A 23,464-nucleotide genomic window follows, 5' to 3' on the forward strand; every position below is an offset into this window, starting at 1 on the left:
ACGACGCCCATGGCAAAGATTTCACTGGATCAGGCCCGCACAATCATCCGCGTGGCCTTGGACAAAGGGCATGAGATAGGGCTGAAGCCGCTATCGGTTGTGGTGCTGGATGCAGGCGGCCATGTGCAGGCCTTTGAACGCGAGGATGGCGCCGCACCGGGCCGGTTCCCCATTGCCCACGGCAAGGCCTATGGCTCGGTCATGCTGGGCATGGCGGGCAGCGCCCAGATGGCCCGGGCAGAAGCTCAGGCCTATTTCATGGCCGCGGTGAACGGTGTCTATGGCGGCCAGGTGGTGCCGGTGCCGGGCGGGGTGCTGGTGAAGGACAGCGAGGGTGCCGTGATCGGCGCCGTGGGGGTCACAGGCGATACCTCGGACAACGACGCGATTGCCGCATTGGCTGGCATCGAGGCCGCTGGTTTGCAGGGCGAGATCTGAGTTCGCAGGGACATTCCGCAACGTTGTGCGCGGCTGAACAGTCTGTTGCGCCGTGCTCCCCGTTGATGTGGCGCCCGCAGGGGGCTAGGCTCTTATTTAGACAGCACAAGAAGAGCGGAATATGGCGCGACCCAAAGTTGGCATCATCGGAAATTCCTACCTGATCAACGATCAGTACCCTGTCCACGCAGGCGGAACCATGAACTCCGAGGCGATCGCTGAAGTGGCGGGTTGCATGCCGCTGATGATCCCTTCGGATCCGCGTTTTGTGACGGTAGAGGAGCTGCTGGAGAGTTTTGACGGCTTCTTGCTCACTGGCGGGCGCCCGAACGTGCACCCGCATGAGTACGGCGAAGCGGAGACCGAAGCGCATGGAGCCTTTGACCGGGCGCGCGATGCGATCACCCTGCCGCTGATCCGCGCCTGTGTGGAGCGCGGCCAGCCGTTCCTCGGCATCTGCCGCGGCTTTCAGGAGGTCAACGTGGCGATGGGCGGCACGTTGCACCCTGAGATCCGGGACCTGCCGGGACGGATGAACCACCGGATGCCGCCGGATGGCACGCTGGAAGAAAAGTTTGCCTTGCGCCACACAGTGGAATTCAGCTCCGGCGGAGCGTTCCATCGCTTGTTCGGGGCAAAGGAAGTGATGACCAACACGCTGCACGGGCAGGGGATCAAACGCCCGGGCTGCCGCGTGGTGATAGACGGGCAGGCGCCCGATGGCACACCCGAAGCAGTCTATATCAAGGACGCCGCCGGGTTTACCTTGTCAGTGCAGTGGCACCCGGAATGGGATGCGGCCAGCGATCCGGTGTCGCGCCCGTTGTTCGAGGCGTTCGGTGATGCGGTCAGGGCCTGGGCGGCTGGCGGGGCGCAGGCTGGTTTGCAGCGGTCAGCATAAAAGGTTCGAATATGAAAATTGGAGTGCGGCAGGAGGTGGGAAGAAGGCCGTCATGCTGCAGGATTAGACAATTCAGGGCGAGTGATGCAGCGGCGTTGGCGGATGTTTTTGCATCCGCTGTTCACGGTATTGCCTGTCGGTTTTATTCTCCTGCACAAATCAGCGCATGGTGCCCGGAGACGCCGTCAAGTGAATCTTTCCTCCGGAAGTTGTCCGATGGCCGGGCAGTCTGGGTGGCGGCGGATGATGCGGATGTGCCGGTTGCCTTCATCGATTTGGAGGCGGATGGCCATATCGACATGCTGTTCTGCCATCCGCGTGCGGCAGGGCAAGGCGTTGCGGGGATGCTTTATGGCAAACTGGAAGAAGCCGCGCTGCGCCAGGGGATCAGGCTGCTGTATGTCGAGGCGAGCGAAGCAGCGCGCAGTTTTTTCGAGCGGATGGGATTTGCCTTGGACAAACGGTGCGAATTTGAGCGTGGCGGTGTGAAAATTCACAACTACCGGATGGTCAAGATCCTGGGCTGAACAACGGGCCAGCGGCCGGCCGGGCGAGGCAGGCCGCAAACCGGTTCAGACCCTCAGATCAAATTCATGCATCAAAGGCAGTTGGCGCGCGCGTTTGCCGGTGAGGTCAAACAGCGCATTGGCCAGTGCCGGGGCCGCGGGCGGGGTGCCGGGCTCGCCTACGCCGCCGAGCTGGGTCTGGGTTTCCAGCACCTGCACTTCCGTCCGCGGCATCGTATGCATACGGATCGCGTCATAGTCCGGGAAGTTGCCCTGTTCCGCTGCCCCGTCCGCAAAGGTGATCTCGCCAAAGCAGGCCGCTGACAGCCCATAGGCCATGCCGCCGAACATCTGCGCCTTGACGATCTCCGGATCGATGGCCTGACCCACGTCGCAGGCTATCCAGGCATTGGTGATATGGATGCTGCCGTCGTCCTCAACCACTTCGATCACTTCGGCCACTGGCGTGCCGAAGCTGTAGCAAAGGGCAACGCCTCGGCCTGTTCCTGCGGGCGTCTGGCCGGTCCAGCCGGACATCTCCTTGACCGCGTCCAGCACCGCGGCGGCGGGCGCCCATTCGCGGCGGGCAAGCTCCAGCCGAAATTCCAGCGGATCGGCGCCAGCGGCATGAGCCATCTCGTCAATGAAGCTTTCGACAAAGAAGGCGTTGAAGCTGTTGCCGACCGAACGCCAGAAACCGACCGGGATCTGGATGTCCGCAAGATGCCCTGCCATGCGGAAGTTCGGGATCGCATAGGGCGCGTTGAAGAATCCCTCCACATGCACCTTGTCGGGGCCGGCTTGTGGCAGGTCCGCCAGCCGCTTCATGGCCTGCGCCACCGGGGAGGCGGCGGCGACTTTGCCGTCCACCAGCACGGCTTGGCCGTCCTTCACCGCGCCGCGCATCCGAGCCAGCGCGCCGGGACGGTACATGTCGTGGCGCATGTCCTCCTCGCGGCTCCAGGCCAGCTGCACCGGAGCGCCGGGCATCTGTCTTGCCAGCCGGGTGGCCAGCACCGCATAGTCGAACTCTGCCCGCCGCCCGAAGCCGCCGCCGAGGTAAGTTGTATTGACCTCGACCTGATCGCTTTCCAGCCCGGCTTCCTCGGCGCATTTCATCTGCACGAAGGTTGGCATCTGGTTGCCGCACCAGAGGGTCAGCTTGCCGTCCTGCAACAGCGCGGTGGCATTCATCGGCTCCATGGTGGCATGGGCCAGGTAGGGCACCTGATAGTCCGCCGTCAGCTCGGTTGCGCCATCGGGGAGCATGTCCGCATCGCCGTCATCGCGCAGGACAGAGTTCGGGGCATCGTCAAAAGCTTCCGCAATCCTGGCGAAGACCTGATCGGTTTCAGGCGGGTAGGGGGCGTCCTCCCAGTGCACCTCGATGGCGTCCAGCGCCTGCATCGCCAGCCAGGTGTTGCGCGCCACCACGGCCACGCCCGCGCCCATGTCCACGACCTTCTCTACGCCGGGCATCCCTTCGGCGGCAGTTGCGTCAAAACCCTTCATGCCACCGCCCTGGCGCGGGTTCATGCGGACCGAGGCGAATTTCATCCCCGGCAACCGCACGTCGATGCCGAATTCGGCGGAACCGGTGGCTTTTTCAGCCATATCTATCCGCGGCTGCGATTTGCCAATCAGCCGCCATTCGCTGCTGGGCCGCAGGTCCGCGTCCACCGGGTCCAGCTTGGCAGCGTCCATTGCGAGCTCGGAGTAGGGGATCTGTGTGCCGTCCGGCGTAACCACCGCGCCCTTGACGGTGCTCAGTTGGCCGCGGCTGATGCCCAGCCGCTCTGCGGCGGTCTGTTTCAGCGTCTCGCGTGCGGTAGCGCCGGCCTGGCGCATCCGCTTGAAACCGTCCTTCATTGAGGTCGAGCCGCCGGTGCCATGCAGGTTCAGCACCTTGCCGAAATGCCCCAGTGCCTCGCCCACGGCATGTTTGAAGTTGCCGTTGTCATAGCCCTTGCCCGGCAGCGCATCGGCGATGAAGGCAGAGTTGTAATAGGCCTGCGCGGCGGGGCCGTGAAGAACACGGACCTGGTCCAGCTCCACGTCCAGTTCTTCCGCGATCAGCGCGGCCCAGCTGGTCTTCACGCCCTGGCCCATCTCAGCCCGCGGCGCAAACAGGGTGACGCCGTTCCGGTCGATCAGCACGAAGGGGTTGAGCGCCGCTTCGCCCTCCGCCGGTTTCAGCGGGTTGGGGGCAGGGCGGCTGACGTAATAGGCGCCGAATGCTACGCCGCCCACAATGGCGGCAGAGCCGATCAGGAAGGTGCGGCGGGCGATTTTTGCAATGCTGGCCATTGGTTACGCCTCCTGCATCTTCTGGGCGGCGGCATGGATGGCGGCGCGGATGCGCGGGTAGGTGCCGCAGCGGCACAGGTTGCCCTGCATCGCCTCGTCAATCTCCACGTCCGAAGGTGCCGGGTTTTCCGCCAGCAGGCTTGCCGCCTGCATGATCTGGCCGGACTGGCAATAGCCGCATTGCGCCACCTGATGCTCGACCCAGGCCTGCTGAATCGCCGCCATGGCGTCCGGTGTGCCGAGGCCCTCGATCGTTGTCACCTCCCCCCAGACATCCGACAGTGCCACCTGACAGGAGCGCACAGCCTCGCCGTCGATATGAACGGTGCAGGCGCCGCAGGCGGCCACTCCGCAGCCGAACTTGGTGCCGGTGAGACCAACCTCATCCCGTAGAACCCAGAGGAGGGGAACATCATCAGGCAGGTCTACCTGATGGGATTTTCCATTGATGCGCAGGTCTGTTGGCATTGCGGACTCCCTTGCTGTGCTTATGACAAAATTGACTATTTTTGTCATTTTGTCAATTGACATTTTTTACAAACAATGTCAGAAGCGGAAACATGAACATGGCAGGCATTGATCCGAAACAGCAGGCAATCCTGGAGGCCGCCTGGATGGCGTTCTCCACCTATGGGTTCCGCAAGACCTCGATGGATGACATCGCCAAGGGCGCGGGCATGTCGCGGCCTGCGCTGTATCTGCATTTCAAGAACAAGGACGCGATCTTCCGGGCGCTGGTGGCCGCCTACTACGGCACTGCGGCTGCCGGGGTGCGTGCCGCCCTGGCAGAGACGGGGCCGCTGCCTGACCGGCTGCTGGCGGCCTTTGAGGGACAGGCCGGAGAGGGCGTGCAAATGATGATGGCTTCGCCGCACGGGATGGAGCTGTTCGAAGTTACCAAAAATGTGGCGGGTGAGGTGATCGCGGAGGGCGAAGCCGCCCTGAGCCGGATCTATGCGGACTGGCTGCAGCAAGAGGCCGGTGCCGGCCGGGCTGTGCTGAACGGCGACGCGGCAGTGATTGCCCGCACTCTCTGCGCCTCTTTGAAAGGGATCAAGCAGACCGCCGCAGACTATGAGACCTATCAGGCCGGGGTGCGTCAGCTGGCAGCCCTAGCCGGCGCTGGGCTGACGCCCCGGTGATACGGGCCGGATAGGCCGGCCCGCGCGCGTCAAAGCTCTGTGCGCAGATGCCAAAGTTCAGGGAACAGCTCCACGTCCAGCATCCGCTTCAGATAGCTGACGCCGCCAGTGCCGCCGGTGCCGCGCTTGAAACCGATGACACGCTCCACCGTGGTCACATGGTTGAAGCGCCAGCGGCGGAAATAGTCCTCGAAATCCACCAGTTTCTCGGCCAGCTCATAGAGCTCCCAATGGGTTTCGGTGTCGCGGTAAACTTCGGTCCAGGCAGCCTGCACGGCCTCATGCGGCACATAGGCTTTGGACACATCCCGGTTCAGCACCTCGTTTGGCAGCGGGAAGCTGCGCGACAGCGCTTTCAGCGCCACGTCATACAGCGAGGGCTGGGCCAGTTCCGCCTCCAGTAGCGCCAGGATGTCCGGCCGGTGGGAATGCGGGCGCAGCATCGCCTTGTTGCGGTTGCCCAACATGAATTCGATCTGCCGGTACTGGTGCGACTGAAAGCCTGAGCTTTGGCCCAGCTCATCCCGGAAGGCGGTGTAGTCCGAGGGCGTCATGGTGCGCAGCACGTCCCAGGCGGAATTGAGCTGCTCAAAGATGCGCGCCACCCGCGCCAGCATCTTGAAGGCCTGCCGCGCCTGGCCGCCCAGCAGCCGTTCGCGGGCGGCGCTCAGCTCATGAATGGCCAGCCGCATCCACAGTTCGGAGGTCTGGTGCTGGATGATGAACAGCATTTCATCATGGGTATTGGTCCATGTCTTCTGCGCGTTCAGCAGCATGTCGAGCGACAGGTAATCGCCATAGGACATGCGCCCGTCAAAGGACATCTGGGCGCCGTCGTCGGCGGGATCATAGGGTTGGGTCATCGTAGCGTTCCTTTTCCTAAGTTCAGTATATGTCAGGGAAAGGAAGGCGTCCTCCGGTTCAGGGTGCCGCATTGGGCGAGGCGGCGCCACAGCGCAACCCAGCCCGCCGGGCGGCAAAGCGGCAGATGGTATGAGCGGATGAGGGGCATCAGGTGACCGCGTGGCGGACCATGTATTCCGGCCGGTCCCACAAGGCGTTGGTCATCACGTCGGCGATGATCTCTGCCGCGGTGCGCACGTCGCCCTCGTCGATATAGAGCGGGGTGAAGCCGAAGCGCATGATATCGGGCGCCCGGAAATCGCCGATCACGCCGCAGGCAATCAGCGCCTGCATCGCCGCATAACCTTCGTCGAACTTGAACGACACCTGGCTGCCGCGAAAGGCGGGGTCACGGGGGGAGGCCAGCTCCAGCTGCGGGCAGGTTTCCTCAACCAGAGCGATGAATAGGTCGCAAAGTTCGATGGATTTGGCACGCACGGCGTCCATGCCGGCCATGTCCCAGATGTCCATCGCCGCCTCCAGCGCGGTCAGCTGCAGGATCGGCGGGGTACCGACGCGCATCCGGTCGATGCCGCTGCCGGGCCGGTAGTCGAGGTCAAAGGCAAACGGCGCCTCATGCCCCAGCCAGCCGGACAGGGCGGGGCGGACGGTTTCGGCGTGGCGCGGGGAGACATAGATGAAGGCCGGCGCGCCGGGGCCGCCGTTCAAATACTTGTAGGTGCAGCCAACTGCGAAATCGGCCCTGCACCCGGCCAGGTCCACTGGAACTGCACCGGCGGAATGGGCCAGATCCCAAACCGTCAGCACGCCATTTGCGTGCGCCTTTTCGGTCAGTGCCTTCATGTCGTGCTTGCGGCCGGTGCGGTAATCCACCTCGGTGATCATCAGCACCGCGATTTCATCGGTGATGCTTTCCTCCACCGCTTCCGGATCAACCACCCGCAGCTTATACTCCGGCCCCAGCGACTTCAGCAGACCGCTGGCCATGTACAAATCGGTGGGAAAGTTGCCATTGTCCGACAGCACCACCTTGCGCCCCGGATTCAGCTCCAGCGCCGAGGCGACGGCCTGATAGACCTTGATCGACAGCGTGTCGCCCATCACCACATGGCCCGGCTCCGCCCCGATCAGCCGCCCGATGCGGTCCCCCAGCGCCTTGGGCTTGTCCATCCAGCCGGCCTTGTTCCAGCCGGTGATCAGCATCCGGCCCCATTCGTCCTGCATCATCGCTCCGACGCGATCTTTGGCTGCGCAGGGCAGGGGGCCCAGCGAGTTGCCATCCAGATAGATCACCCCTTCGGGCAGGTCGAACATCGCCTTGGTTGCGGCAAAATCGGTCATGGAGGGCCTCGCGTCTGGTGGGTATTTTAAGCTTAAAGCTTTAACGGTGGTATCGGATCTTATCCACCATGTCCAGTGCCCGCGGGGAAAAGGGTCGGCTTGTCAGCCTGCAACGGAGCTTTAGATTAAAGGCCTTAACTGGATTGGAGGGTCAGAAATGCCGAACGCATTTTCCTATGCTTGCCGTGATTGCGAGGGAATGGAAGCCTGCCCTGCCTCTGTCGTCGCCGAAACCGAAGATGAGGTTTGGAGATTGATGGAGTTGCATGCGCAAATTGCTCACCAGGAGGATCCCGCACAATGGGATAAGGAAACCCGGGAGTACCTTGCCACATTGATTAAGCCAGTGACGGTCTAAGCTTAATCAGCCAGCTGCATCTGAGAACCAGGCCATCACATCTGCCCGCCCGAGATTTCGATGCATTGCCCATTCACCGACCCGGACCCCGGCCCGCACAGCCACAGCGCCGCCGCGGCCACTTCCTCCGGTTCGATCAGCCGCTTGTGGCGGTTGGAGTTCACCATCACATCCAGCGCCTCCACGGCGCTCATCCCGGCGCGTTGGGCAATCGAGGTAATGTTGCGCTCAATAATCGGCGTGTCGACGTATCCCGGACACAGCGCGTTGAAGGTGAAGGGCGTGCCCAGGTAATCCTCGCTCAGCGCGCGGGTCAGACCGACCAGCCCGTGTTTGCTGGCGGTGTAACAGGCGCCGCCCTTCAGCCCCCGCAGTCCGGCGATGGAGGAAACGGTGATCACCCGGCCCCAATCCGTCTGCCGCATCGAGGTGAAACACTCCCGGATGGTTAAAAAGGCGCCGTCCAGGTTGGTCGCCATCATGTTGCGCCAGAACTCCGTCGTGGTCTTGTGCAGCGCTGCTCCTTCTGCAACTCCGGCATTGGCCACGCAGATCTGAATGGGGCCGCGCGCCCCGACCGCGGCGGCAACCCTGGCCGCCACGTCCTCCTCGCTGCGCACATCCATAGCCAGCGGGTGCAGACCCTCCGTTGCGACTTCCTCCAGAACTTCTTGCCGCCGTCCGGTGATGGTGACTTGTGCTCCTTCCACTGCCAGCCCGTGGGCGATGGCCAGCCCTATCCCTGTGCCGCCGCCAGTCACCAGCGCGTGTTTGCCTGTCAATGTCATGAACGTCCGGACTCCCTGTTTTGCGGCTCAGCCTATCCGGGCAGAGCGCTCTGGCAACCCCGCCGTGCCGTCACGCCGCATGGGTCAGGCGTTTACAGTTATATTCGCATGTGTGAATGTCGCTGTAACTGATCAGGGAGAGATCCGATGAAAGCCATGACTGCCGCTGCTTGCGCAGCCCTGCTGATGCCCTTTGCCGTGCATTCGAGCGAGGACATCGCCGACCAATACCCCCAGTCCGAACTCTACTCCAAACCGGTGGAGGTCATCCCGCATGTGTTCTCCGCCATCGGCGCCACGGCACCGCCCAGCTATGAGAATGCAGGCCACAACAACAACCTGTCCTTCATCGTGACCGGCGAAGGCGTGGTGGTGGTGAATGCCGGGGCCTCGGACGCGCTGGCCAAGGCGCTGCATGAGGAAATCCGGCAGGTGACCGATCAGCCGGTGGTGCTGGTGATCAATGAAAACGGCCAGGGCCACGCGATGCTGGGCAATGGCTATTGGCGCGACCAGGGCGTGGACGTGCTGGCCCATGCCGAAGCCATTGCAGAGACAAAGGAAAACAGCGACCTGATCCTGCAGCGGATGCGCGGCTACAACAAGGACCGCGCGGGCGAGACCCGGGTGGAACACGCCAACCTGTCCTTTGACGACCGCTATGACCTGACCCTTGGCGGGGTCGGGGTCCAGGTTCTGCATCTGGGACCGGCGCATGATCCCGGCGATATCCAGGTCTGGATTCCGGACTGGAACCTGATGATCGCCGGCGACATTGCCTTTCACGAACGGATGCTGCCGGTGTTCCCGCACACCTGCACCAAATGCTGGATTGAAACCTGGCAGGACAAGCTGGAACCGCTTGCGCCCGCCTATGTCATCCCAGGCCATGGCCACCCGACCAATTTGCCGCAGTTGCGCCGGTACACCCTCGATTATCTGGTGGACCTGCGGGCCAAGGTCGGCGCCCATATCGAGGACGGCGGAGACCTCGCCAGCGCCTATTACGTGGATCAAGTGCGCTGGAAGAGACTGGACACATTCGAGGAACTGGCCACCAAAAACGCAGGCCGGGTGTTCGAAGAAATGGAGTGGGAGTAAGCCCCTCCGCCTCAGTACACATAAATATACGTAGGCTTCCGAGAGAATCTATGCAGGATCATGCCGCAAGCCGGAACAGATTCGTCGTTTCTGCGGCATCAGGGGCATTTTGTCCTTTTCTGAAAGTCCCGGCCGAACTGGTCTGGACGACCAAGCCGGATAAGGGAAGATTGCCCGGAATGTACATGATTTCAGGACATATTCTGCAAACGGGCAGCGCGTGATGCGGTGGCTGGATGTGCCGCCCATCTGGCTGGCGGGGTTTGTTCTGGCGGCCTGGCTGCAGTCGGCTTATGCCGCATTCAGGCTCTCTTTCGGCGGGGCATGGGCTGAGTTCCTTGGTGGCATCCTGCTGGGCGGCGGCCTCCTTTTGGCGTTGCTCGCCATTGCTGAGATGCGGCGGCAAAAGACCACGGTCATCCCGCATCAGACGCCCAGCCGGCTTGTGCAATCAGGGATCTTCAGCCGCAGCCGCAACCCAATCTATCTGGGCGATGTTCTGATCCTCGCGGGTCTGGTGCTGTGGTTTGACGCGGTGCTGTCGCTTCCGCTGATCCCCATCTTCCTGTGGTTGCTCGAAAAGCGGTTTGTCATTCCCGAAGAAGACAGGCTGCGCCGGACCTTCCGTGCGGACTGGGCCCGCTACGAACAGAAGGTGCGCCGCTGGATCTGACCGGAACGCGGCATTGCGGCATGACTTTGCGGCAATGCAGCAAAATCCTTGCGCAATAATCTTGCGCGTAGTAGAGAAAATCATTGTGATCCGTACCTAGGCATTGCTGGCACGGGCAAGACGAGGGGGACCCATAAGGTGAAAATAGGGACACCAAAAGAAACATTTGCGGGCGAGAACCGGGTCGGTATGACGCCGGACTCGGCGAAGCAGCTGCAGAAACTGGGCTACGATTGCGCGATCGAGACCGGCGCCGGTGCGGCGGCTGGCTTTTCCGATGCGGTCTATGAGGCAGCGGGCGTTGAGATCATCAAGACGCCGGCCGCCCTGTGGAAAGCATCCGATATCGTCGCTAAAGTGCGCCAGCCGGATGCAACCGAGCTGAAGCGGCTGACCAAGGGCAAGACGCTGATCTCCTTCTTCAACCCTGCGGGCAACGAAGACGGCATGGAGCTGGCCAAGTCCAAGGGCGCCAATGTGATCGCGATGGAAATGGTGCCGCGGATCAGCCGGGCGCAGAAGATGGACGCGCTAAGCTCAATGGCCAATATCGCGGGCTACCGCGCGGTCATTGAGGCGGGCAACAACTTCGGCCGTTTCTTTACCGGCCAGATCACCGCGGCGGGCAAGGTGCCCCCGGCCAAGGTTCTGGTGGTTGGCGCTGGTGTGGCCGGGCTGGCGGCCATCGGCACCTCGACTTCGCTTGGCGCGATCACGCTGGCCTTTGACGTGCGCCCGGAAGTGGCCGAGCAGGTCGAGAGCATGGGCGCCGAGTTTGTCTATCTCGATTTTGAGGAGGAGCAGCAGGACGGTGCCGCCACCGGCGGCTATGCGGCGGTCTCGTCCCCGGAATTCCGCGAGGCGCAGCTGGCCAAGTTCCGCGAGCTGGCGCCGGAGATGGACATCGTCATCACCACCGCGCTGATCCCCAACCGCGAAGCGCCGGAGCTGTGGACCGAGGACATGGTCGCGGCGATGAAGCCGGGCTCGGTGATCGTTGATCTCGCGGCGGAGAAGGGCGGCAACTGCAAGCTCACCGTCGCGGACGAGAAGATCGTGACAGAGAACGGCGTCACCATCATCGGCTACACCGATTTCCCCAGCCGGATGGCGGCGCAGTCCTCGACGCTGTATGCCACCAACATCCGCCACATGATGACCGACCTGACGCCGGAGAAGGACGGCCAGGTGGTGCATGACATGGAGGACGACGTGATCCGCGGCGCCACGGTGGCCTTTGCGGGCGAGATCACCTTCCCGCCGCCGCCGCCCAAGGTGCAGGCGATTGCGGCCAAGCCGAAGGAAACCGTGCCGGAGCCGACCCCGGAGGAAAAACGCGCCCAGGAGGTTGAAGCCTTCAAGGCGCAGACCAAGAGCCAGGTCACCCTGCTGGCGGGCGGCGGCGCCTTGCTGCTGCTGGTCGGGCTGTTTGCGCCCGCGAGCTTCATGCAGCATTTCATCGTCTTTGCGCTGGCCTGCTTTGTCGGCTTCCAGGTGATCTGGGGCGTTGCGCACTCGTTGCACACGCCGCTGATGGCGGTGACCAACGCGATCTCCTCGATCATCATCCTGGGCGCGCTGATGCAGATCGGCTCGGGCAGCTACCTGGTGATCCTCTTGGCGGCGCTCAGCGTTTTCATGGCCGGGATCAACATCTTCGGCGGCTTCCTCGTCACCCGGCGCATGCTTGCCATGTTCCAGAAATCTTAAGGAGGCCGGGCACATGGATTACGGTTTCACCACCGCCGCCTATGTCGTTGCGGCTGTTCTTTTCATCCTGTCGCTGGGCGGCCTGTCGAACCAGGAAAGCGCCAAGCGCGCGGTCTGGTATGGCATCGCCGGCATGGGGCTGGCGGTCTTTGCCACCCTCATTGGCCCCGGCTCCGGCCTGTGGCTGCTGTCGGTCCTGCTGATCGCGGGCGGCGGCCTGATCGGCACCTATGTCGCCAAGCGGGTGCAGATGACCGAGATGCCGCAGCTGGTGGCGGCGATGCATTCGCTGGTCGGCCTCGCGGCAGTGTTTGTCGGCTTCATCGCCCATTTCGAGATCGGCAATGTGGCGGCGGCCGCCAGCACCGATGACTTGGGCACCTTTGCCAAGCTGATTGCCAAAAAGACCCCGGCCGAGATCGCCTTCCTGCGGGTTGAGCTGTTCCTGGGCATCTTCATCGGCGCCATCACCTTCACCGGCTCGGTTGTCGCCTTTGGCAAGCTGGCGGGCAAAGTCACCTCGGCGGCCACCAAACTGCCGGGCGGTCATATGCTGAACGCTGGCGCCGCGGGCCTCTCCTTCCTCAGCCTGATCTGGTACTTCAACTCGGGCGGCTTCTTCCCGCTGTTCCTGATGACCCTGGCGGCGCTGTTCATCGGATATCACCTGATCATGGGCATTGGGGGAGCCGACATGCCGGTGGTGGTCTCGATGCTGAACAGCTACTCGGGCTGGGCCGCGGCGGCGATCGGCTTCTCGCTGGGCAATGACCTCCTGATCGTGGTCGGAGCGCTTGTGGGCTCCTCCGGTGCGATCCTCAGCTACATCATGTGCAAGGCGATGAACCGCTCCTTTGTCAGCGTGATCCTGGGCGGCTTCGGCGGCACCACCGGTCCTGCGATGGAAATCGACGGCGAGCAGATCGCCATCGATGCCGACGGCGTGGCGGCGGCGCTCGACGAGGCTGACTCTGTGGTGATCATCCCCGGCTACGGCATGGCGGTGGCGCAGGCGCAGCAGAACGTCGCCGAACTGACCCGCCGCCTGCGGGCCAAGGGCAAGAACGTCCGCTTTGCCATCCACCCGGTCGCAGGCCGCCTGCCGGGCCACATGAACGTGCTCTTGGCGGAAGCCAAGGTGCCTTACGACATCGTGCTGGAAATGGACGAGATCAACGAGGACTTCCCGGAGACCGATGTGGCCATCGTCATCGGCTCCAACGACATCGTCAACCCAGCGGCGCAGGAAGACCCCAACTCGCCGATCGCCGGCATGCCGGTGCTGGAGTGCTGGAAAGCGAAACAGGTCTTCGTCTCCAAACGCGGCCAGGGCACCGGCTACTCCGGCATCGAGAACCCGCTGTTCTTCAAGGACAACACCCGCATGTTCTATGGCGACGCAAAGGCAAGCCTCGACAACCTGCTGACCATGATCAGCTAAGAGAACAGATAACCTGCAAAAGGCGCTCCCACCGGGGCGCCTTTTTTCTTTGGTGCTTCTATCTGGTCAAAAATACTCCGGGGGAGGCCGCAGGCCGGGGGCAGAGTCCTCCTGGATGACTTCTGTATACCGCGGCATTCACATAACGCATTGAAATAACAGTGTTCTTTACATGTTTTTGCACAAGCATTATGGTCCCCAGCATTGCTCCGGAGACCCCAATGCCCCTGATCCAGGATCACCCCTTGCGCTACCAGCTCACGAACGAGCTGCACGCGCGGCCCTTCCCAGCCATGTCCAGCCCCTGCACGGTGGTTTATCTGGCCGTCAAGCAACCGCAGGAGGCCGAACACCGCGACCGGCAGCAGGACGTCCAGCATCTGACGGACCTTCTGGACCGCCACGGTGCAGCGCATCCTCAGCCGGGGGCGACGCATCACACGGCGCAGATCGGGCGGCACATGGTCAAATGGGAGCAGCACACGGAATTTGTCAGCTACACCGTCTACCGGGATGGCGTCAGCCCGCGCGCCTTTGACCCGGCGGATTTCGACGTCTTCCCCGAGGACTGGCTGGCACAGGCGCCGGGGCAGCGGATTACTTCAGCACTGATCCGGGTGGTGCCGCGCACCGCTCCGGCCAAGCTGAAGGCAACTCTGCACGACTGGTTTGTGCCGGAAAGCCTGGCAGTGTCGCCGGTGCTGGATGACAGCGCCGTGGTGGCCGGGGACTTCCGTATCGATCCGGCCGGGCACATGCGGTTTGCCGTGCTGCCCGGTGCGGGAACAGGCAGCCAGCGCATCGGCCGGATTGTGCAGCGGCTGTGCGAGATTGAGACCTACCGGGCGATGGCCATGTTGGGGTTTTCCCGCGCCCGCGGCCTGACCCCGACCATCAGCGCGCTGGACACCCATCTGAGCGAGATGATGGTGGAAATGACCAGCGGCACCGTGCCTGCCGAACAGACGCTCTCACAGCTGCTGACAGTGTCGGCGGAGCTGGAGGCCATGGCCGCCCGGTCGGCCTTCCGCTTTGGTGCAACGGGCGCTTATGAGGCCTTGGTCAATCAGCGTGTCAGCCTGCTGCGCGAAGGCCGCCACGAAGGCTTTCAGACACTGGCGGAATTCATGTTGCGGCGGTTTGAACCGGCCATGCGCACGGTGAAATCGACAGAAAAACGGCTGGAGGCGCTGGCCAACCGGGCGCGCCGGGCGGGGGAGCTGCTGCGGACCCGGGTTGATGTGGAACGCTCAGCGCAGAACCAGGCGCTGCTCGCCAGCATGGACCGCCGCGCCGATCTCGCGCTGCGCCTGCAGCACACGGTTGAAGGACTGTCTGTGGTGGCCGTCAGTTACTACGCGGTATCGCTGGTGTCCGACTTCTTCCTGCCGCTGGCCGAACGCTACGGGCTGAACAAGAAGGTGCTGATCATGGCGGTCACTCTGCCGGTTGTTGGCTTGGTGTGGCTGGGGATTCAGCGGATCCGGAAGAAGCTGCATTAAGCAGGGCATTCATGCCGATGCCGCCAAGCGCAATGAAGGCCAGCGCCAGCAGGGCGGCCAGGCTCAGCGTGGGAATGCCGGCCAGGCCCGCACCGACTGTGCAACCGCCTGCCAGCACGCCGCCGGCCCCCATCAGCACGGCGCCCGCCAGATAACGGCCGGTCTGGCGCGGGGTCTCAAAGCTCTGCCATCGGAAGCTGCCGCTGAACAGCGACGCCATCAGGGCGCCCAGCAGCACGCCGCCGATCAGCCCTGGACCAAAACCGGCAGGAATGGAGCTGGAGGCGATCACGAAAAACAGCGTATCGGCAGCCGGAGAGGTGAACGACAGGCTCTCCATCGCGATGGGGTCGAATTCATCAAACAGCACAAAACCTGTGCCGGCCCAGGCCAGGGGAACCAGCAGGCCAATCAAGGCGGCGCCAGCCAATGCGGGCGCGCGGTTGCCCGACCGCAGCGCAAGGAGCAACGCAGCCGCAGTAATCGCGGCGCTCCACGGCAGTGCACCGCCGGGCAGGGCTGCCAGAGAGATTTGCTCACCCATCGGCAGTGTGAAGGACCCAAGCGCTGTTCTGAACGGCGCCAGAACCCCCTTGAGCGTGGCATGGGCCGCAACCGCAAAAACTGCGACCACCAGCAGCGCCCTCAGATTGCCGCTGCCTGCCAGCACCAGAAGGCGCGACGCGCAGCCGCGGGTCAGGATCATGCCCGCCCCGAACATCAGCCCGCCGGCCGCAATTGCCAGCAGTGGCAGATCGCTGGTCATCAGCCGGTGACCGTCAAAGCTGATCCAGCCCTGCGCCACCGCGGCTTGCGTGCCAAGGACAGCAACCGCCAGGGCCATTGCCCAGACCCCCGCGGCCTGCCGCCGGTCGTTGCCAACCAAGGCACGGCGGAAGCAGAAGCGGGTCAGCTGCGCCAACGCGCCGAACAGGACGCCGATGCCCAGGGCGAACAGGACGGACACTTCCCGTGCAGTTATCTCTTCAAAGCCGAATGTCTCGAACATTGCGCCCTCCATGTGCGAAATCGGAACGGTTTCCCGAAATGGAGGAATTTCCACGCGCGGGCAAGCCGCGAATGGCTTGGTGGGAGGGGGCGCGGCAGGATGATTTCCCGGTTTCGACGGTCCCGGTAAAACCCGGCTTTCAGGAAACCTGCGCCGGCAAAACAAATTGGCCGCTTTCAGGAAAGCGGCCAGAAGGTATGTTTTTATTTGAATGTGTGCGTGTGTTGCGCTTCAGCGTCCGCGGATCCGCGGGTCCAGCGCGTCGCGCAACCCGTCACCCAGGTAGTTGACACTCAGCACCGTCAAGGAGATCGCCATGCCGGGCCAGAACACCCGTTCGGGGTATTGCTGCAGGTAATCGGTCGCATCAAACAGCAGCCGCCCCCAGGTCGGGAAGTCCGGCGGGAAGCCGAGGCCGAGGAAGGAGAGGGACGATTCAGTGATGATCGCCGTGGCAATCCCCAGGGTGGCCGACACCATGATCGGCGACAGCACGTTGGGCAGGATATGCCGGGTGATCAGGCCGCTGTTGGTGGTGCCGATGGAGCGAGCCGCCATCACGAACTCGCGCTCCTTCAGCGCCAGCACGTCGCCGCGCACAATCCGCGCCGTGGGCATCCAGCTGGTGACGCCGATGGAGGCCACGATCAGGATGAAAATCCCCTGTTCTGGCCCGAACGTGGCGTTCAGCGGCTCGCGGAACAGCAGCATCATCACCAGCAGCAGCGGCAACAGCGGCAGCGCCAGGAACAGGTCGGTGAGACGCATCAACGGGCCGTCGAGACGCTTGAAGAACCCGGCCAGCACCCCGATGAACGACCCGAGGAACAGCGCCAGGAGCATTGCCGTCAGACCCACCGAGACCGACGTCGCACCACCCGCCATCATTCGGGCCAGCATGTCGCGGCCCAGCTGATCGGTGCCAAAGGGATGCGCCCAGGTCGGGCCCTGGTTGCGGGCGCGGATGTCGATCTTGGTGGCCTCAAGGTCCCACAGGTAGGGGCCGAGGTAGACCGCCAGGACGATGAACAGGAACAAGGCCCCGCCCATCAAGGCGCCGCGGTGGGATTTGAACTGGTCCCACACGTCCAGCCACTGGCTGCGCGGCGGTTTCGAAGGAACAGGATTGCTCAGCTCAGTCATAGCGGATCCTCGGGTCAAGAATGCCGTACAGCACGTCGGCGATCAGATTGAACAGCACGATCAGCACCGCAAAGATAAAGGTCAGCGTCTGCACCATCGGCAGGTCGTTGGCCTGAATGGCGCCGATCAGCAGCTGGCCAATGCCGTTCACCTTGAACACCTGCTCGGTAATGATGGCGCCGCCAAAGATCGCCGGGATCCCCAGCGCGATCACGGTGACCACCGGGATCATCGAATTGCGCAGGACGTGCACCATGACCACGACATATTCGCTCAGGCCCTTGGCCCGCGCGGTGCGCACATAATCCTGGTTCAGGTTGTCCAGCATCGACGCGCGCATAAAGCGGCTCAGCTGTGCTGTGATCTGCAGCGCCAGCACCATCACCGGCATGATCATCTGCTTCAGCTGGTAGACAAAGCTGTCCCAGCTGTCGACCACATGGGTGGTGTCATAGATCGACGGGAACCAGCCCAGCTGCACTGAAAAGATCACGATTACCAGCACACCTGAGAAGAACGGCGGCACCGAGAAACCCACCATCGACACAAAAGTACCCAGCTGGTCGAACCAGCTGTACTGACGGTAGGCGGAATAGATGCCGATCGGCAGCGCGATCAGGATGGCGACGGCATAGGCGGTGCCGACCACCCACAGGGTCTGCGGCATTCTCTGCACCACGATGTCCATCACCGGCGAACGGGTCTGCCAGGAAATTACCCTGAGCTTGCCGTCAGCCAGGCCAGTGCCGAAGATGTTGTCGATCAGCACCTGCGGTTCGATCCAAAAGAACTGCACCAGCCATTTCCAGAACCGGATATGCATCGGCTCGCCCAGGCCCAGGGCCAGGCGCATCTTTTCTTTGACTTCGGCGGGGACGGTCAGGGGAACCTGCGCCATCGGATCGCCGGGGGCGAGTTCTAGGAGCAGGAAGATCACGAGGCTGATGAACAGCAGTGTCGGAACTGCCAGGATCAGCCGCCGGATTGTAAAGGTCAGCATCTGCTAAGCGCCTTTGCAACTTATATTGAATTCGGAACAGGCGGGGAGAGGCCCCGCGTCCAGGCCATGCCGGGGGGCCGCGGCGCTGCCCTTCCGGATGGCAAGAGGCCCCGGCATGTGCCGGGGCCCCGGAAAAGCAAGCCGGGCTTACTTGATGCGGTACCAGTCAGCTGCGTTCCACAGCTCGCTGTCCCAGACGTTCAGGTTCACACCGCCCAGGGTATTGGAATGCGCCGACAGGCGGCCGCGGTGCACCAGCGGGATCATGCCGCCGTTTTCAACCATGATGTCGTTCAGGCGGCGGCCGATCTCGGCGCGCGCTTCCAGACCGGCTGTCTTGCTCAGCTCGGCGTGCAGCTGGTCGAACTCCTCGTTGCAGAAGCGCGAGATGTTCTGCCCCTGCCACTGCGTGTCCGGACGCGGAGCCTGATCGCACAGGCCGTTGCCCAGGTAGGCCTGCGGGTCGGTGCCGTCAAAGTTGTTGGCATACATTTCGACGTCGGCATAGAACTTCTGGAAAGTGTCGGGCGAACCCGGGTCGCCGCCGAAGAACACCGAAGCGTTGATGTTGCGCAGCTCGGATTCAATGCCGATCTGGCTCCACCACTCCTTGATCAGCGCCTGGAAGTCCTGACGCACCGCGTTGGTCGAGGTCTGATACAGGATTTTCATCGGCTTGCCGTCAGGGGTTTCCCGCACGCCGTCGCCATTGGTGTCCTTGTAGCCGGCTTCCTCCAGCATCGCCTTGGCGCCTTCGATGTCCTGGGTGGAGCAGTCAAAGGTGTCGGAGGCAAAGGCCGCAGGTGCGGGCACCCAGTTGCAGCTGACTGCGCCTGCCTTGCCATAGCCGATTTCCACCAGCAGCGGACGGTCGATGGCCATTGACATCGCCTTATAGACAGCCGGGTCCTTCAGGAACGGATGCGGATGCTTGGCGGTCGCGCGCTCGCCCTCGGGCAGGCTCGATGACGGGTCGGTCTGGTTCAGCATGACGCGTTCCACCAGCGAACCGAAGCCCGCAACCGGTGTGCCTTTACCGCCCGCTTCCATCTGGGCGATCACTTCCGGCGCCAGCTGCAGGTTCCAGGCATAGTCGAATTCGCCGGTTTCCATTACGGCACGCCCCGCAGCAGTTGCATCGCCGCCGCCTTTGAACAGTACCTTGGCGAACGCCGGCTTGGCCGGGTCGCGGTAGTTTTGGTTAGCCGACATGGTGATCACGTCGTTCGGCTTGAACTCATCCACCACAAACGGGCCGGTGCCGATCGGGCCAAAGTTGGCATCGGTGCATTCCGGCGCCCTGGCACCGGTGCAGTTTTCAAACTGCGCCTTTTGCAGGATCGGGCCTTCGCCGCCCACAAACGGGCCGTAGGGGAAGGGGGTCGGCTTGTCGAAGGTGACCTTGACGGTCAGATCATCCAGCGCTTCGACATTGGTGACACCTTCGTATTTGGTCAGCTGGGCGCAGCCGCCCTCAGGATGCATACAGTAGTCTGCGGTGAACTTGACGTCATGCGCGGTGACACCGCTGCCATCGGACCACTTCATACCGGGCGCGATTTTCCAGGTGACAGAGGTCAGATCCTCGCTGACACCGCCATTGTCCACAGTTGGAATTTCCGCGGCCAGATAGGGGATCATGTTGCCCTGCGGGTCGTAGCGCGCCAGCGGTTCAATCACCAGCGACGAAGACTGGATGTCCTTGGTGCCGCTTGACAGATACGGGTTCAAGATCGACGGCGCCTGCCAATAAATGATGTTGACCTGGCCGTCTGACCCACGCTCGGCAAAGGCGGCGGGTGCGAGGGAGGCCGTGGCTACAGCCCCCATCAATAGGGATTTGAGTTTCATCACACTCTCCTTGTCGGACACGTTTCGTGTCTTATTTGTTGGCCGGACTCTTTGGCCCGGAGGATTGCCGCATCACTGCGGAAATGTAGCATTCGCGCCTGCAAGCAGCCAAAAAAACGAAGAAACTAAGCAGTCTTAACACTTTGCCGGGCAGACCGGCGCCGGGCACATTGCAGGCAGCCACTGATGGTATCGAAGACCAGTTCACTGGAAATTGCAAATTCCAATTTCGATCACCCTATGCATTATTTGCATGAGCATTTTTGTGCAAAGTAGAGTTTACTCTGAAAGCTGAGGCCTCCGTTCCCGGCAGGCTTGGCAACAATAAGGCAGGGGAGCCGTCATGCTGGACAACACCATTGCGTCCATAAGAAATCTGCGGGTGGAGTTTCAGACCAAGGACGGCCCTGTCACCGGTGTCGAGGACGTCTCCTTTGATGTGTGCCCGGGCGAAACCGTTTGCATCGTGGGCGAATCCGGCTCCGGCAAGTCTGTGTCCTCGCTGTCGCTGATGCGGCTGGTGGAGTTCGGGGGCGGCGAGATTGCCGGCGGAGAATTGTTGTTCAACCGGCGTGAAGGCGGCGAAACCAATCTGGCCACCTCCGAACAGGAGATGATGAAGCAGATCCGCGGCAACGAGATCGGCATGATCTTCCAGGAGCCGATGACCGCGCTGAACCCGGTGTTCACCGTCGGCCGCCAGTTGACCGAAGGCCTGCGCATCCACAAGAACATGTCCAAGGCCCAGGCCGAAGAACGCGCACTGGAACTGCTGAGCCAGGTCCGCATCCCCGAGCCGGAACGGCGATTGCAACAATACCCGCATGAATTGTCTGGCGGTATGCGCCAGCGGGTGGTGATCGCCATGGCAATGGCCTGCGAGCCGCGCCTGCTGATCGCGGACGAACCCACAACCGCGCTGGACGTGACCATCCAGGCGGAAATCCTGGCGCTGATGGACCGGCTGAAGCGCGAGACGGGAACGGCGGTGATGTTCATCACCCACGACATGGCCGTTGTGGCGCAGATGGCTGACCGCGTCGTTGTCATGTTCCGCGGCAACAAGGTTGAGGAAGGCTCCGTCGAGGAGATCTTCGAGACCCCCAAGCACGATTACACCAAGGCATTGCTGGCGGCGGTTCCGAAACTGGGCGAGATGCGCGGCAAGCAGTTCCCCGAGCCGATGAAACTGCTGGGCGTCGAAGGCCAGAAGATCGAACCGATCAAGGGCACCGACGAAGTGCTGCTGGAGGTGAAGAACCTGACCACCCGTTTCCCGGTCAAGGGCGGTCTCTTGCGCCGCACCATTTCAAATGTCCACGCGGTGGAGGATGTGTCGTTCAAGGTGTTCAAGGGCCAGACCCTGTCGCTGGTGGGCGAATCCGGTTGCGGCAAATCTTCGGCTGGCCGCTCGATCCTGCGGCTGGTGGAGCCGGATTCGGGCAAGGTGGAGTTCGAGGGCCGCGATGTGCTGGGCTTCAATGCATCGCAAATGCACAAAGCCCGCCAGGACATGCAGATGATCTTTCAGGATCCCTTTGCCTCGCTGAACCCGCAAATGCAGCTGGTGGATCAGGTGGCCGAGCCTTTGCGCAACTACGGTCTGGCCTCAGGCTCCGAACTGCATGACCGGGTGGCTGGCCTGTTTGACCGGGTCCACCTGCCGCGCAGCTTCATGCGCCGCTACCCGCATGAGATGTCCGGCGGCCAGCGCCAGCGGATTGCCATCGCCCGCGCGCTGGCCCTGAACCCCAAGCTGATCGTCGCGGACGAAGCGGTATCGGCGCTCGACGTGTCAGTGCAGGCGCAGGTCCTGAACCTGATGATGGAGCTGCAGGCGGAACTGGGCCTGTCCTTCTTGTTCATCAGCCACGACATGGCAGTGGTAGAGCGCGTCTCGCATCAGGTGGGCGTCATGTATCTGGGCCGCATTGTTGAAATCGGCCCGCGCGAACGGGTGTTTGAGAACCCGCTGCACGCCTATACTCAGGCCCTGATGAAGGCGGTGCCGATCGCCGACCCGCGCCAGCGCAAGTCAGAGAAAGAGCTGAACTTCAAACCGATCCCCTCGCCGATTCACGAGGTCGGCTACCAGCCGGAGCCGTCGGAGTATCTGGAGCTTGAGCCCGGCCACTTCGTCCTGACCACAGATAGCGGATACTGACCATGGCCGCCAAACTGACCCCGCTGGAGATCATGCAAACGCTGGTCTCCTTCCCGACAGTAAGCCGGGACACCAACCTGCCGCTGGTAGATTGGGTGCAGGAGTATCTTGGCTCCCACGGCATCGAAAGCCACCGCTGGGTGGATCCTGAGCAGACCCACAAGGCCGCCGTCTTTGCCCATGTTGGACCGATGGAAGAGGGCGCCGTGGTGCTCTCGGGCCATACCGATGTGGTGCCGGTGGACGGCCAGCCCTGGGATACGGATCCCTTCACCGTGGTGGAGAAGGACGGCAGATACTTCGGCCGCGGCACCTGCGATATGAAGGGCTATGACGCGCTGGCGATCTGGGCGCTGGTCGAGGCGCACAGCCAGGGCGTCAAACGCCCGCTGCAACTGGCGCTGAGTTTCGACGAGGAAATCGGCTGCACAGGTGCGCCGCCGATGATTAGAGCGATGCAACCCCTGCTGCCCAAAGGATCGGCGGTGATCGTGGGGGAGCCTTCGAAGATGAAGGCGGTGACCGGCCACAAGGGCGGCACCGGCTATGCCACTCATCTGGTGGGGTTCGAGGTGCATTCCTCTCTCATGCACACCGGTGTCAGCGCCATTATGCAGAGCGCCCGGCTGATCGACTGGGCGAACCAGCGGAATGCGGAGAATATGGCGAAGGAGCCCGGCGAGGTACAGGCCATGTTCACCCCGCCCTGGACCACCTGCCACGTCGGCATGATCGAGGGCGGCACCGCCCATAACATCACCGCCAAAGACTGCCGCTTCATGATGGACTTCCGGGTGGTGCCGGGGGAGAACCCCGGTGATTGGGAGGCCGCCTACCTCGCCAAGGTGAGCGAGGTCGAGGCGGAGATGCAGGCCATCCACACGGAGGCCCGCATTGACGTGTCCAAGCACTTCGACGTGCCCGGGCTGGTGCCGGAAAAGAATGGCGAGGCCGAGGCGCTGGTGCGACGGGTGACCGGCGACAACGGCTCCCATGTGGTCAGCTACGGCACTGAAGCGGGCCAGTTTCAGCAGGCGGGTTATTCCGCGGTGATCTGCGGTCCCGGCGACATTGCGCAGGCGCATCAGCCCAACGAGTATATCACGGTGGCCCAGTTCAACGCGGGCCATGACTTCATGCGCAAGCTGGTGGAGAAGCTGAGCGGATACTTTCCTCTGCCTTGAAACCGGGCGCTTCGTGCTCAGATTCGTGCGGAAGGTGTACA

The 23,464-nt window shown here is 62.7% G+C and carries 21 protein-coding genes; 12 read left to right on the forward strand and 9 right to left on the reverse strand.

The window, feature by feature from the left end:
* Positions 1–9 precede the first annotated feature (9 nt).
* From AQUI_RS0115800 to AQUI_RS0115810, 3 genes are all read left to right on the forward strand, one after another.
* Positions 10–438, forward strand: coding sequence for a GlcG/HbpS family heme-binding protein (locus tag AQUI_RS0115800; RefSeq protein WP_027258370.1), 429 nt, complete (start codon positions 10–12; stop codon positions 436–438).
* 121 nt (positions 439–559) lie between these two features.
* Complete coding sequence (locus AQUI_RS0115805; RefSeq protein WP_027258371.1) at positions 560–1,339, forward strand: gamma-glutamyl-gamma-aminobutyrate hydrolase family protein; 780 nt, start codon at positions 560–562, stop codon at positions 1,337–1,339.
* 11 nt (positions 1,340–1,350) lie between these two features.
* Positions 1,351–1,866 carry a GNAT family N-acetyltransferase gene (locus tag AQUI_RS0115810; RefSeq protein ID WP_051371915.1) on the forward strand — a complete coding sequence of 172 codons (516 nt, stop codon included), beginning with the start codon at positions 1,351–1,353 and terminating at the stop codon, positions 1,864–1,866.
* Between the two features lie 45 nt (positions 1,867–1,911).
* Here the strand turns inward: AQUI_RS0115810 and AQUI_RS0115815 are convergent, their stop codons facing one another.
* Both AQUI_RS0115815 and AQUI_RS0115820 read right to left on the reverse strand, forming a co-directional pair.
* Entirely contained in the window at positions 1,912–4,152 is a 2,241-nt protein-coding gene (locus AQUI_RS0115815; RefSeq protein ID WP_027258373.1) for a xanthine dehydrogenase family protein molybdopterin-binding subunit, read from the reverse strand.
* A 3-nt stretch (positions 4,153–4,155) separates the two neighbouring features.
* Entirely contained in the window at positions 4,156–4,620 is a 465-nt protein-coding gene (locus AQUI_RS0115820) for a (2Fe-2S)-binding protein (protein ID WP_027258374.1), read from the reverse strand.
* Positions 4,621–4,712: 92 nt separating this feature from the next.
* Between AQUI_RS0115820 and AQUI_RS0115825 the strand changes: the two genes are divergently transcribed.
* Positions 4,713–5,294, forward strand: a complete 582-nt coding sequence (locus tag AQUI_RS0115825; RefSeq protein ID WP_027258375.1) for a TetR/AcrR family transcriptional regulator — start codon at positions 4,713–4,715, stop codon at positions 5,292–5,294.
* A gap of 29 nt (positions 5,295–5,323) precedes the next feature.
* Here the strand turns inward: AQUI_RS0115825 and kynA are convergent, their stop codons facing one another.
* Together kynA and kynU are read right to left on the reverse strand one after the other, a co-directional pair.
* Entirely contained in the window at positions 5,324–6,157 is an 834-nt protein-coding gene (gene kynA / locus AQUI_RS0115830; RefSeq protein ID WP_027258376.1) for a tryptophan 2,3-dioxygenase, read from the reverse strand.
* 148 nt (positions 6,158–6,305) lie between these two features.
* On the reverse strand, positions 6,306–7,499 hold the full coding sequence (gene kynU / locus AQUI_RS0115835) for a kynureninase (RefSeq protein ID WP_027258377.1): 1,194 nt from the start codon (positions 7,497–7,499) through the stop codon (positions 6,306–6,308).
* A gap of 157 nt (positions 7,500–7,656) precedes the next feature.
* On the opposite strand from kynU, the gene AQUI_RS0115840 reads away from it, so the two are divergent.
* Entirely contained in the window at positions 7,657–7,857 is a 201-nt protein-coding gene (locus tag AQUI_RS0115840) for a DUF1059 domain-containing protein (protein WP_027258378.1), read from the forward strand.
* 35 nt (positions 7,858–7,892) lie between these two features.
* Here AQUI_RS0115840 and AQUI_RS0115845 read toward each other — a convergent pair whose 3' ends face one another.
* A complete protein-coding gene (locus AQUI_RS0115845) occupies positions 7,893–8,645 on the reverse strand; it encodes an SDR family NAD(P)-dependent oxidoreductase (protein WP_027258379.1) in 753 nt (250 codons plus the stop codon).
* Positions 8,646–8,792: 147 nt separating this feature from the next.
* Between AQUI_RS0115845 and AQUI_RS0115850 the strand changes: the two genes are divergently transcribed.
* From AQUI_RS0115850 to AQUI_RS0115870, 5 genes are all read left to right on the forward strand, one after another.
* The gene (locus AQUI_RS0115850) at positions 8,793–9,746 is read left to right on the forward strand and encodes an MBL fold metallo-hydrolase (RefSeq protein ID WP_027258380.1); all 954 of its coding nucleotides are present in this window, start codon (positions 8,793–8,795) and stop codon (positions 9,744–9,746) included.
* Positions 9,747–9,969: 223 nt separating this feature from the next.
* The gene (locus AQUI_RS0115855) at positions 9,970–10,419 is read left to right on the forward strand and encodes a methyltransferase family protein (RefSeq protein ID WP_027258381.1); all 450 of its coding nucleotides are present in this window, start codon (positions 9,970–9,972) and stop codon (positions 10,417–10,419) included.
* A gap of 138 nt (positions 10,420–10,557) precedes the next feature.
* Positions 10,558–12,129 (forward strand): Re/Si-specific NAD(P)(+) transhydrogenase subunit alpha, encoded by a 1,572-nt coding sequence (locus AQUI_RS0115860; RefSeq protein ID WP_027258382.1) that lies wholly within the window; start codon positions 10,558–10,560, stop codon positions 12,127–12,129.
* A gap of 13 nt (positions 12,130–12,142) precedes the next feature.
* A complete protein-coding gene (locus AQUI_RS0115865) occupies positions 12,143–13,570 on the forward strand; it encodes an NAD(P)(+) transhydrogenase (Re/Si-specific) subunit beta (protein WP_027258383.1) in 1,428 nt (475 codons plus the stop codon).
* Between the two features lie 221 nt (positions 13,571–13,791).
* Positions 13,792–15,072, forward strand: coding sequence for a DUF3422 family protein (locus AQUI_RS0115870; protein WP_027258384.1), 1,281 nt, complete (start codon positions 13,792–13,794; stop codon positions 15,070–15,072).
* On the opposite strand, the gene AQUI_RS0115875 is transcribed toward AQUI_RS0115870, so the two are convergent.
* The 4 genes from AQUI_RS0115875 to AQUI_RS0115890 all read right to left on the reverse strand — a co-directional run bounded on the left by AQUI_RS0115875 (position 15,008) and on the right by AQUI_RS0115890 (position 20,075).
* On the reverse strand, positions 15,008–16,081 hold the full coding sequence (locus AQUI_RS0115875; RefSeq protein WP_027258385.1) for a YeeE/YedE family protein: 1,074 nt from the start codon (positions 16,079–16,081) through the stop codon (positions 15,008–15,010). The genes AQUI_RS0115870 and AQUI_RS0115875 overlap by 65 nt on opposite strands.
* A gap of 231 nt (positions 16,082–16,312) precedes the next feature.
* Entirely contained in the window at positions 16,313–17,224 is a 912-nt protein-coding gene (locus AQUI_RS0115880) for an ABC transporter permease (protein ID WP_027258386.1), read from the reverse strand.
* A complete protein-coding gene (locus tag AQUI_RS0115885) occupies positions 17,217–18,224 on the reverse strand; it encodes an ABC transporter permease (RefSeq protein WP_027258387.1) in 1,008 nt (335 codons plus the stop codon). Before AQUI_RS0115885 ends, AQUI_RS0115880 begins: the two co-directional genes overlap by 8 nt.
* Positions 18,225–18,371: 147 nt before the next feature.
* The gene (locus AQUI_RS0115890; RefSeq protein ID WP_027258388.1) at positions 18,372–20,075 is read right to left on the reverse strand and encodes a peptide ABC transporter substrate-binding protein; all 1,704 of its coding nucleotides are present in this window, start codon (positions 20,073–20,075) and stop codon (positions 18,372–18,374) included.
* 343 nt (positions 20,076–20,418) lie between these two features.
* On the opposite strand from AQUI_RS0115890, the gene AQUI_RS0115895 reads away from it, so the two are divergent.
* Together AQUI_RS0115895 and argE are read left to right on the forward strand one after the other, a co-directional pair.
* Entirely contained in the window at positions 20,419–22,239 is a 1,821-nt protein-coding gene (locus AQUI_RS0115895) for an ABC transporter ATP-binding protein (RefSeq protein WP_027258389.1), read from the forward strand.
* A 2-nt stretch (positions 22,240–22,241) separates the two neighbouring features.
* Positions 22,242–23,423 carry an acetylornithine deacetylase gene (argE, locus tag AQUI_RS0115900; RefSeq protein WP_027258390.1) on the forward strand — a complete coding sequence of 394 codons (1,182 nt, stop codon included), beginning with the start codon at positions 22,242–22,244 and terminating at the stop codon, positions 23,421–23,423.
* Positions 23,424–23,464: the final 41 nt, after the last annotated feature.

The organism is Leisingera aquimarina DSM 24565, assembly GCF_000473165.1.
Taxonomy (GTDB): domain Bacteria; phylum Pseudomonadota; class Alphaproteobacteria; order Rhodobacterales; family Rhodobacteraceae; genus Leisingera; species Leisingera aquimarina.

What these genes read in the sequence shown, in the direction of transcription:
- AQUI_RS0115820 (WP_027258374.1), bottom strand. Translation starts at nt 4,620, where the DNA reads ATGCCAACAGACCTGCGCATCAATGGAAAATCCCATCAGGTAGACCTG.
- AQUI_RS0115885 (WP_027258387.1), bottom strand. Translation starts at nt 18,224, where the DNA reads ATGCTGACCTTTACAATCCGGCGGCTGATCCTGGCAGTTCCGACACTG.
- AQUI_RS0115810 (WP_051371915.1), top strand. Translation starts at nt 1,351, where the DNA reads ATGAAAATTGGAGTGCGGCAGGAGGTGGGAAGAAGGCCGTCATGCTGC.
- AQUI_RS0115805 (WP_027258371.1), top strand. Translation starts at nt 560, where the DNA reads ATGGCGCGACCCAAAGTTGGCATCATCGGAAATTCCTACCTGATCAAC.
- AQUI_RS0115855 (WP_027258381.1), top strand. Translation starts at nt 9,970, where the DNA reads ATGCGGTGGCTGGATGTGCCGCCCATCTGGCTGGCGGGGTTTGTTCTG.
- AQUI_RS0115840 (WP_027258378.1), top strand. Translation starts at nt 7,657, where the DNA reads ATGCCGAACGCATTTTCCTATGCTTGCCGTGATTGCGAGGGAATGGAA.
- AQUI_RS0115865 (WP_027258383.1), top strand. Translation starts at nt 12,143, where the DNA reads ATGGATTACGGTTTCACCACCGCCGCCTATGTCGTTGCGGCTGTTCTT.
- AQUI_RS0115825 (WP_027258375.1), top strand. Translation starts at nt 4,713, where the DNA reads ATGAACATGGCAGGCATTGATCCGAAACAGCAGGCAATCCTGGAGGCC.
- AQUI_RS0115870 (WP_027258384.1), top strand. Translation starts at nt 13,792, where the DNA reads ATGCCCCTGATCCAGGATCACCCCTTGCGCTACCAGCTCACGAACGAG.
- argE (WP_027258390.1), top strand. Translation starts at nt 22,242, where the DNA reads ATGGCCGCCAAACTGACCCCGCTGGAGATCATGCAAACGCTGGTCTCC.
- AQUI_RS0115800 (WP_027258370.1), top strand. Translation starts at nt 10, where the DNA reads ATGGCAAAGATTTCACTGGATCAGGCCCGCACAATCATCCGCGTGGCC.
- kynU (WP_027258377.1), bottom strand. Translation starts at nt 7,499, where the DNA reads ATGACCGATTTTGCCGCAACCAAGGCGATGTTCGACCTGCCCGAAGGG.
- AQUI_RS0115875 (WP_027258385.1), bottom strand. Translation starts at nt 16,081, where the DNA reads ATGTTCGAGACATTCGGCTTTGAAGAGATAACTGCACGGGAAGTGTCC.
- AQUI_RS0115895 (WP_027258389.1), top strand. Translation starts at nt 20,419, where the DNA reads ATGCTGGACAACACCATTGCGTCCATAAGAAATCTGCGGGTGGAGTTT.
- AQUI_RS0115880 (WP_027258386.1), bottom strand. Translation starts at nt 17,224, where the DNA reads ATGACTGAGCTGAGCAATCCTGTTCCTTCGAAACCGCCGCGCAGCCAG.
- kynA (WP_027258376.1), bottom strand. Translation starts at nt 6,157, where the DNA reads ATGACCCAACCCTATGATCCCGCCGACGACGGCGCCCAGATGTCCTTT.
- AQUI_RS0115850 (WP_027258380.1), top strand. Translation starts at nt 8,793, where the DNA reads ATGAAAGCCATGACTGCCGCTGCTTGCGCAGCCCTGCTGATGCCCTTT.
- AQUI_RS0115890 (WP_027258388.1), bottom strand. Translation starts at nt 20,075, where the DNA reads ATGAAACTCAAATCCCTATTGATGGGGGCTGTAGCCACGGCCTCCCTC.
- AQUI_RS0115815 (WP_027258373.1), bottom strand. Translation starts at nt 4,152, where the DNA reads ATGGCCAGCATTGCAAAAATCGCCCGCCGCACCTTCCTGATCGGCTCT.
- AQUI_RS0115845 (WP_027258379.1), bottom strand. Translation starts at nt 8,645, where the DNA reads ATGACATTGACAGGCAAACACGCGCTGGTGACTGGCGGCGGCACAGGG.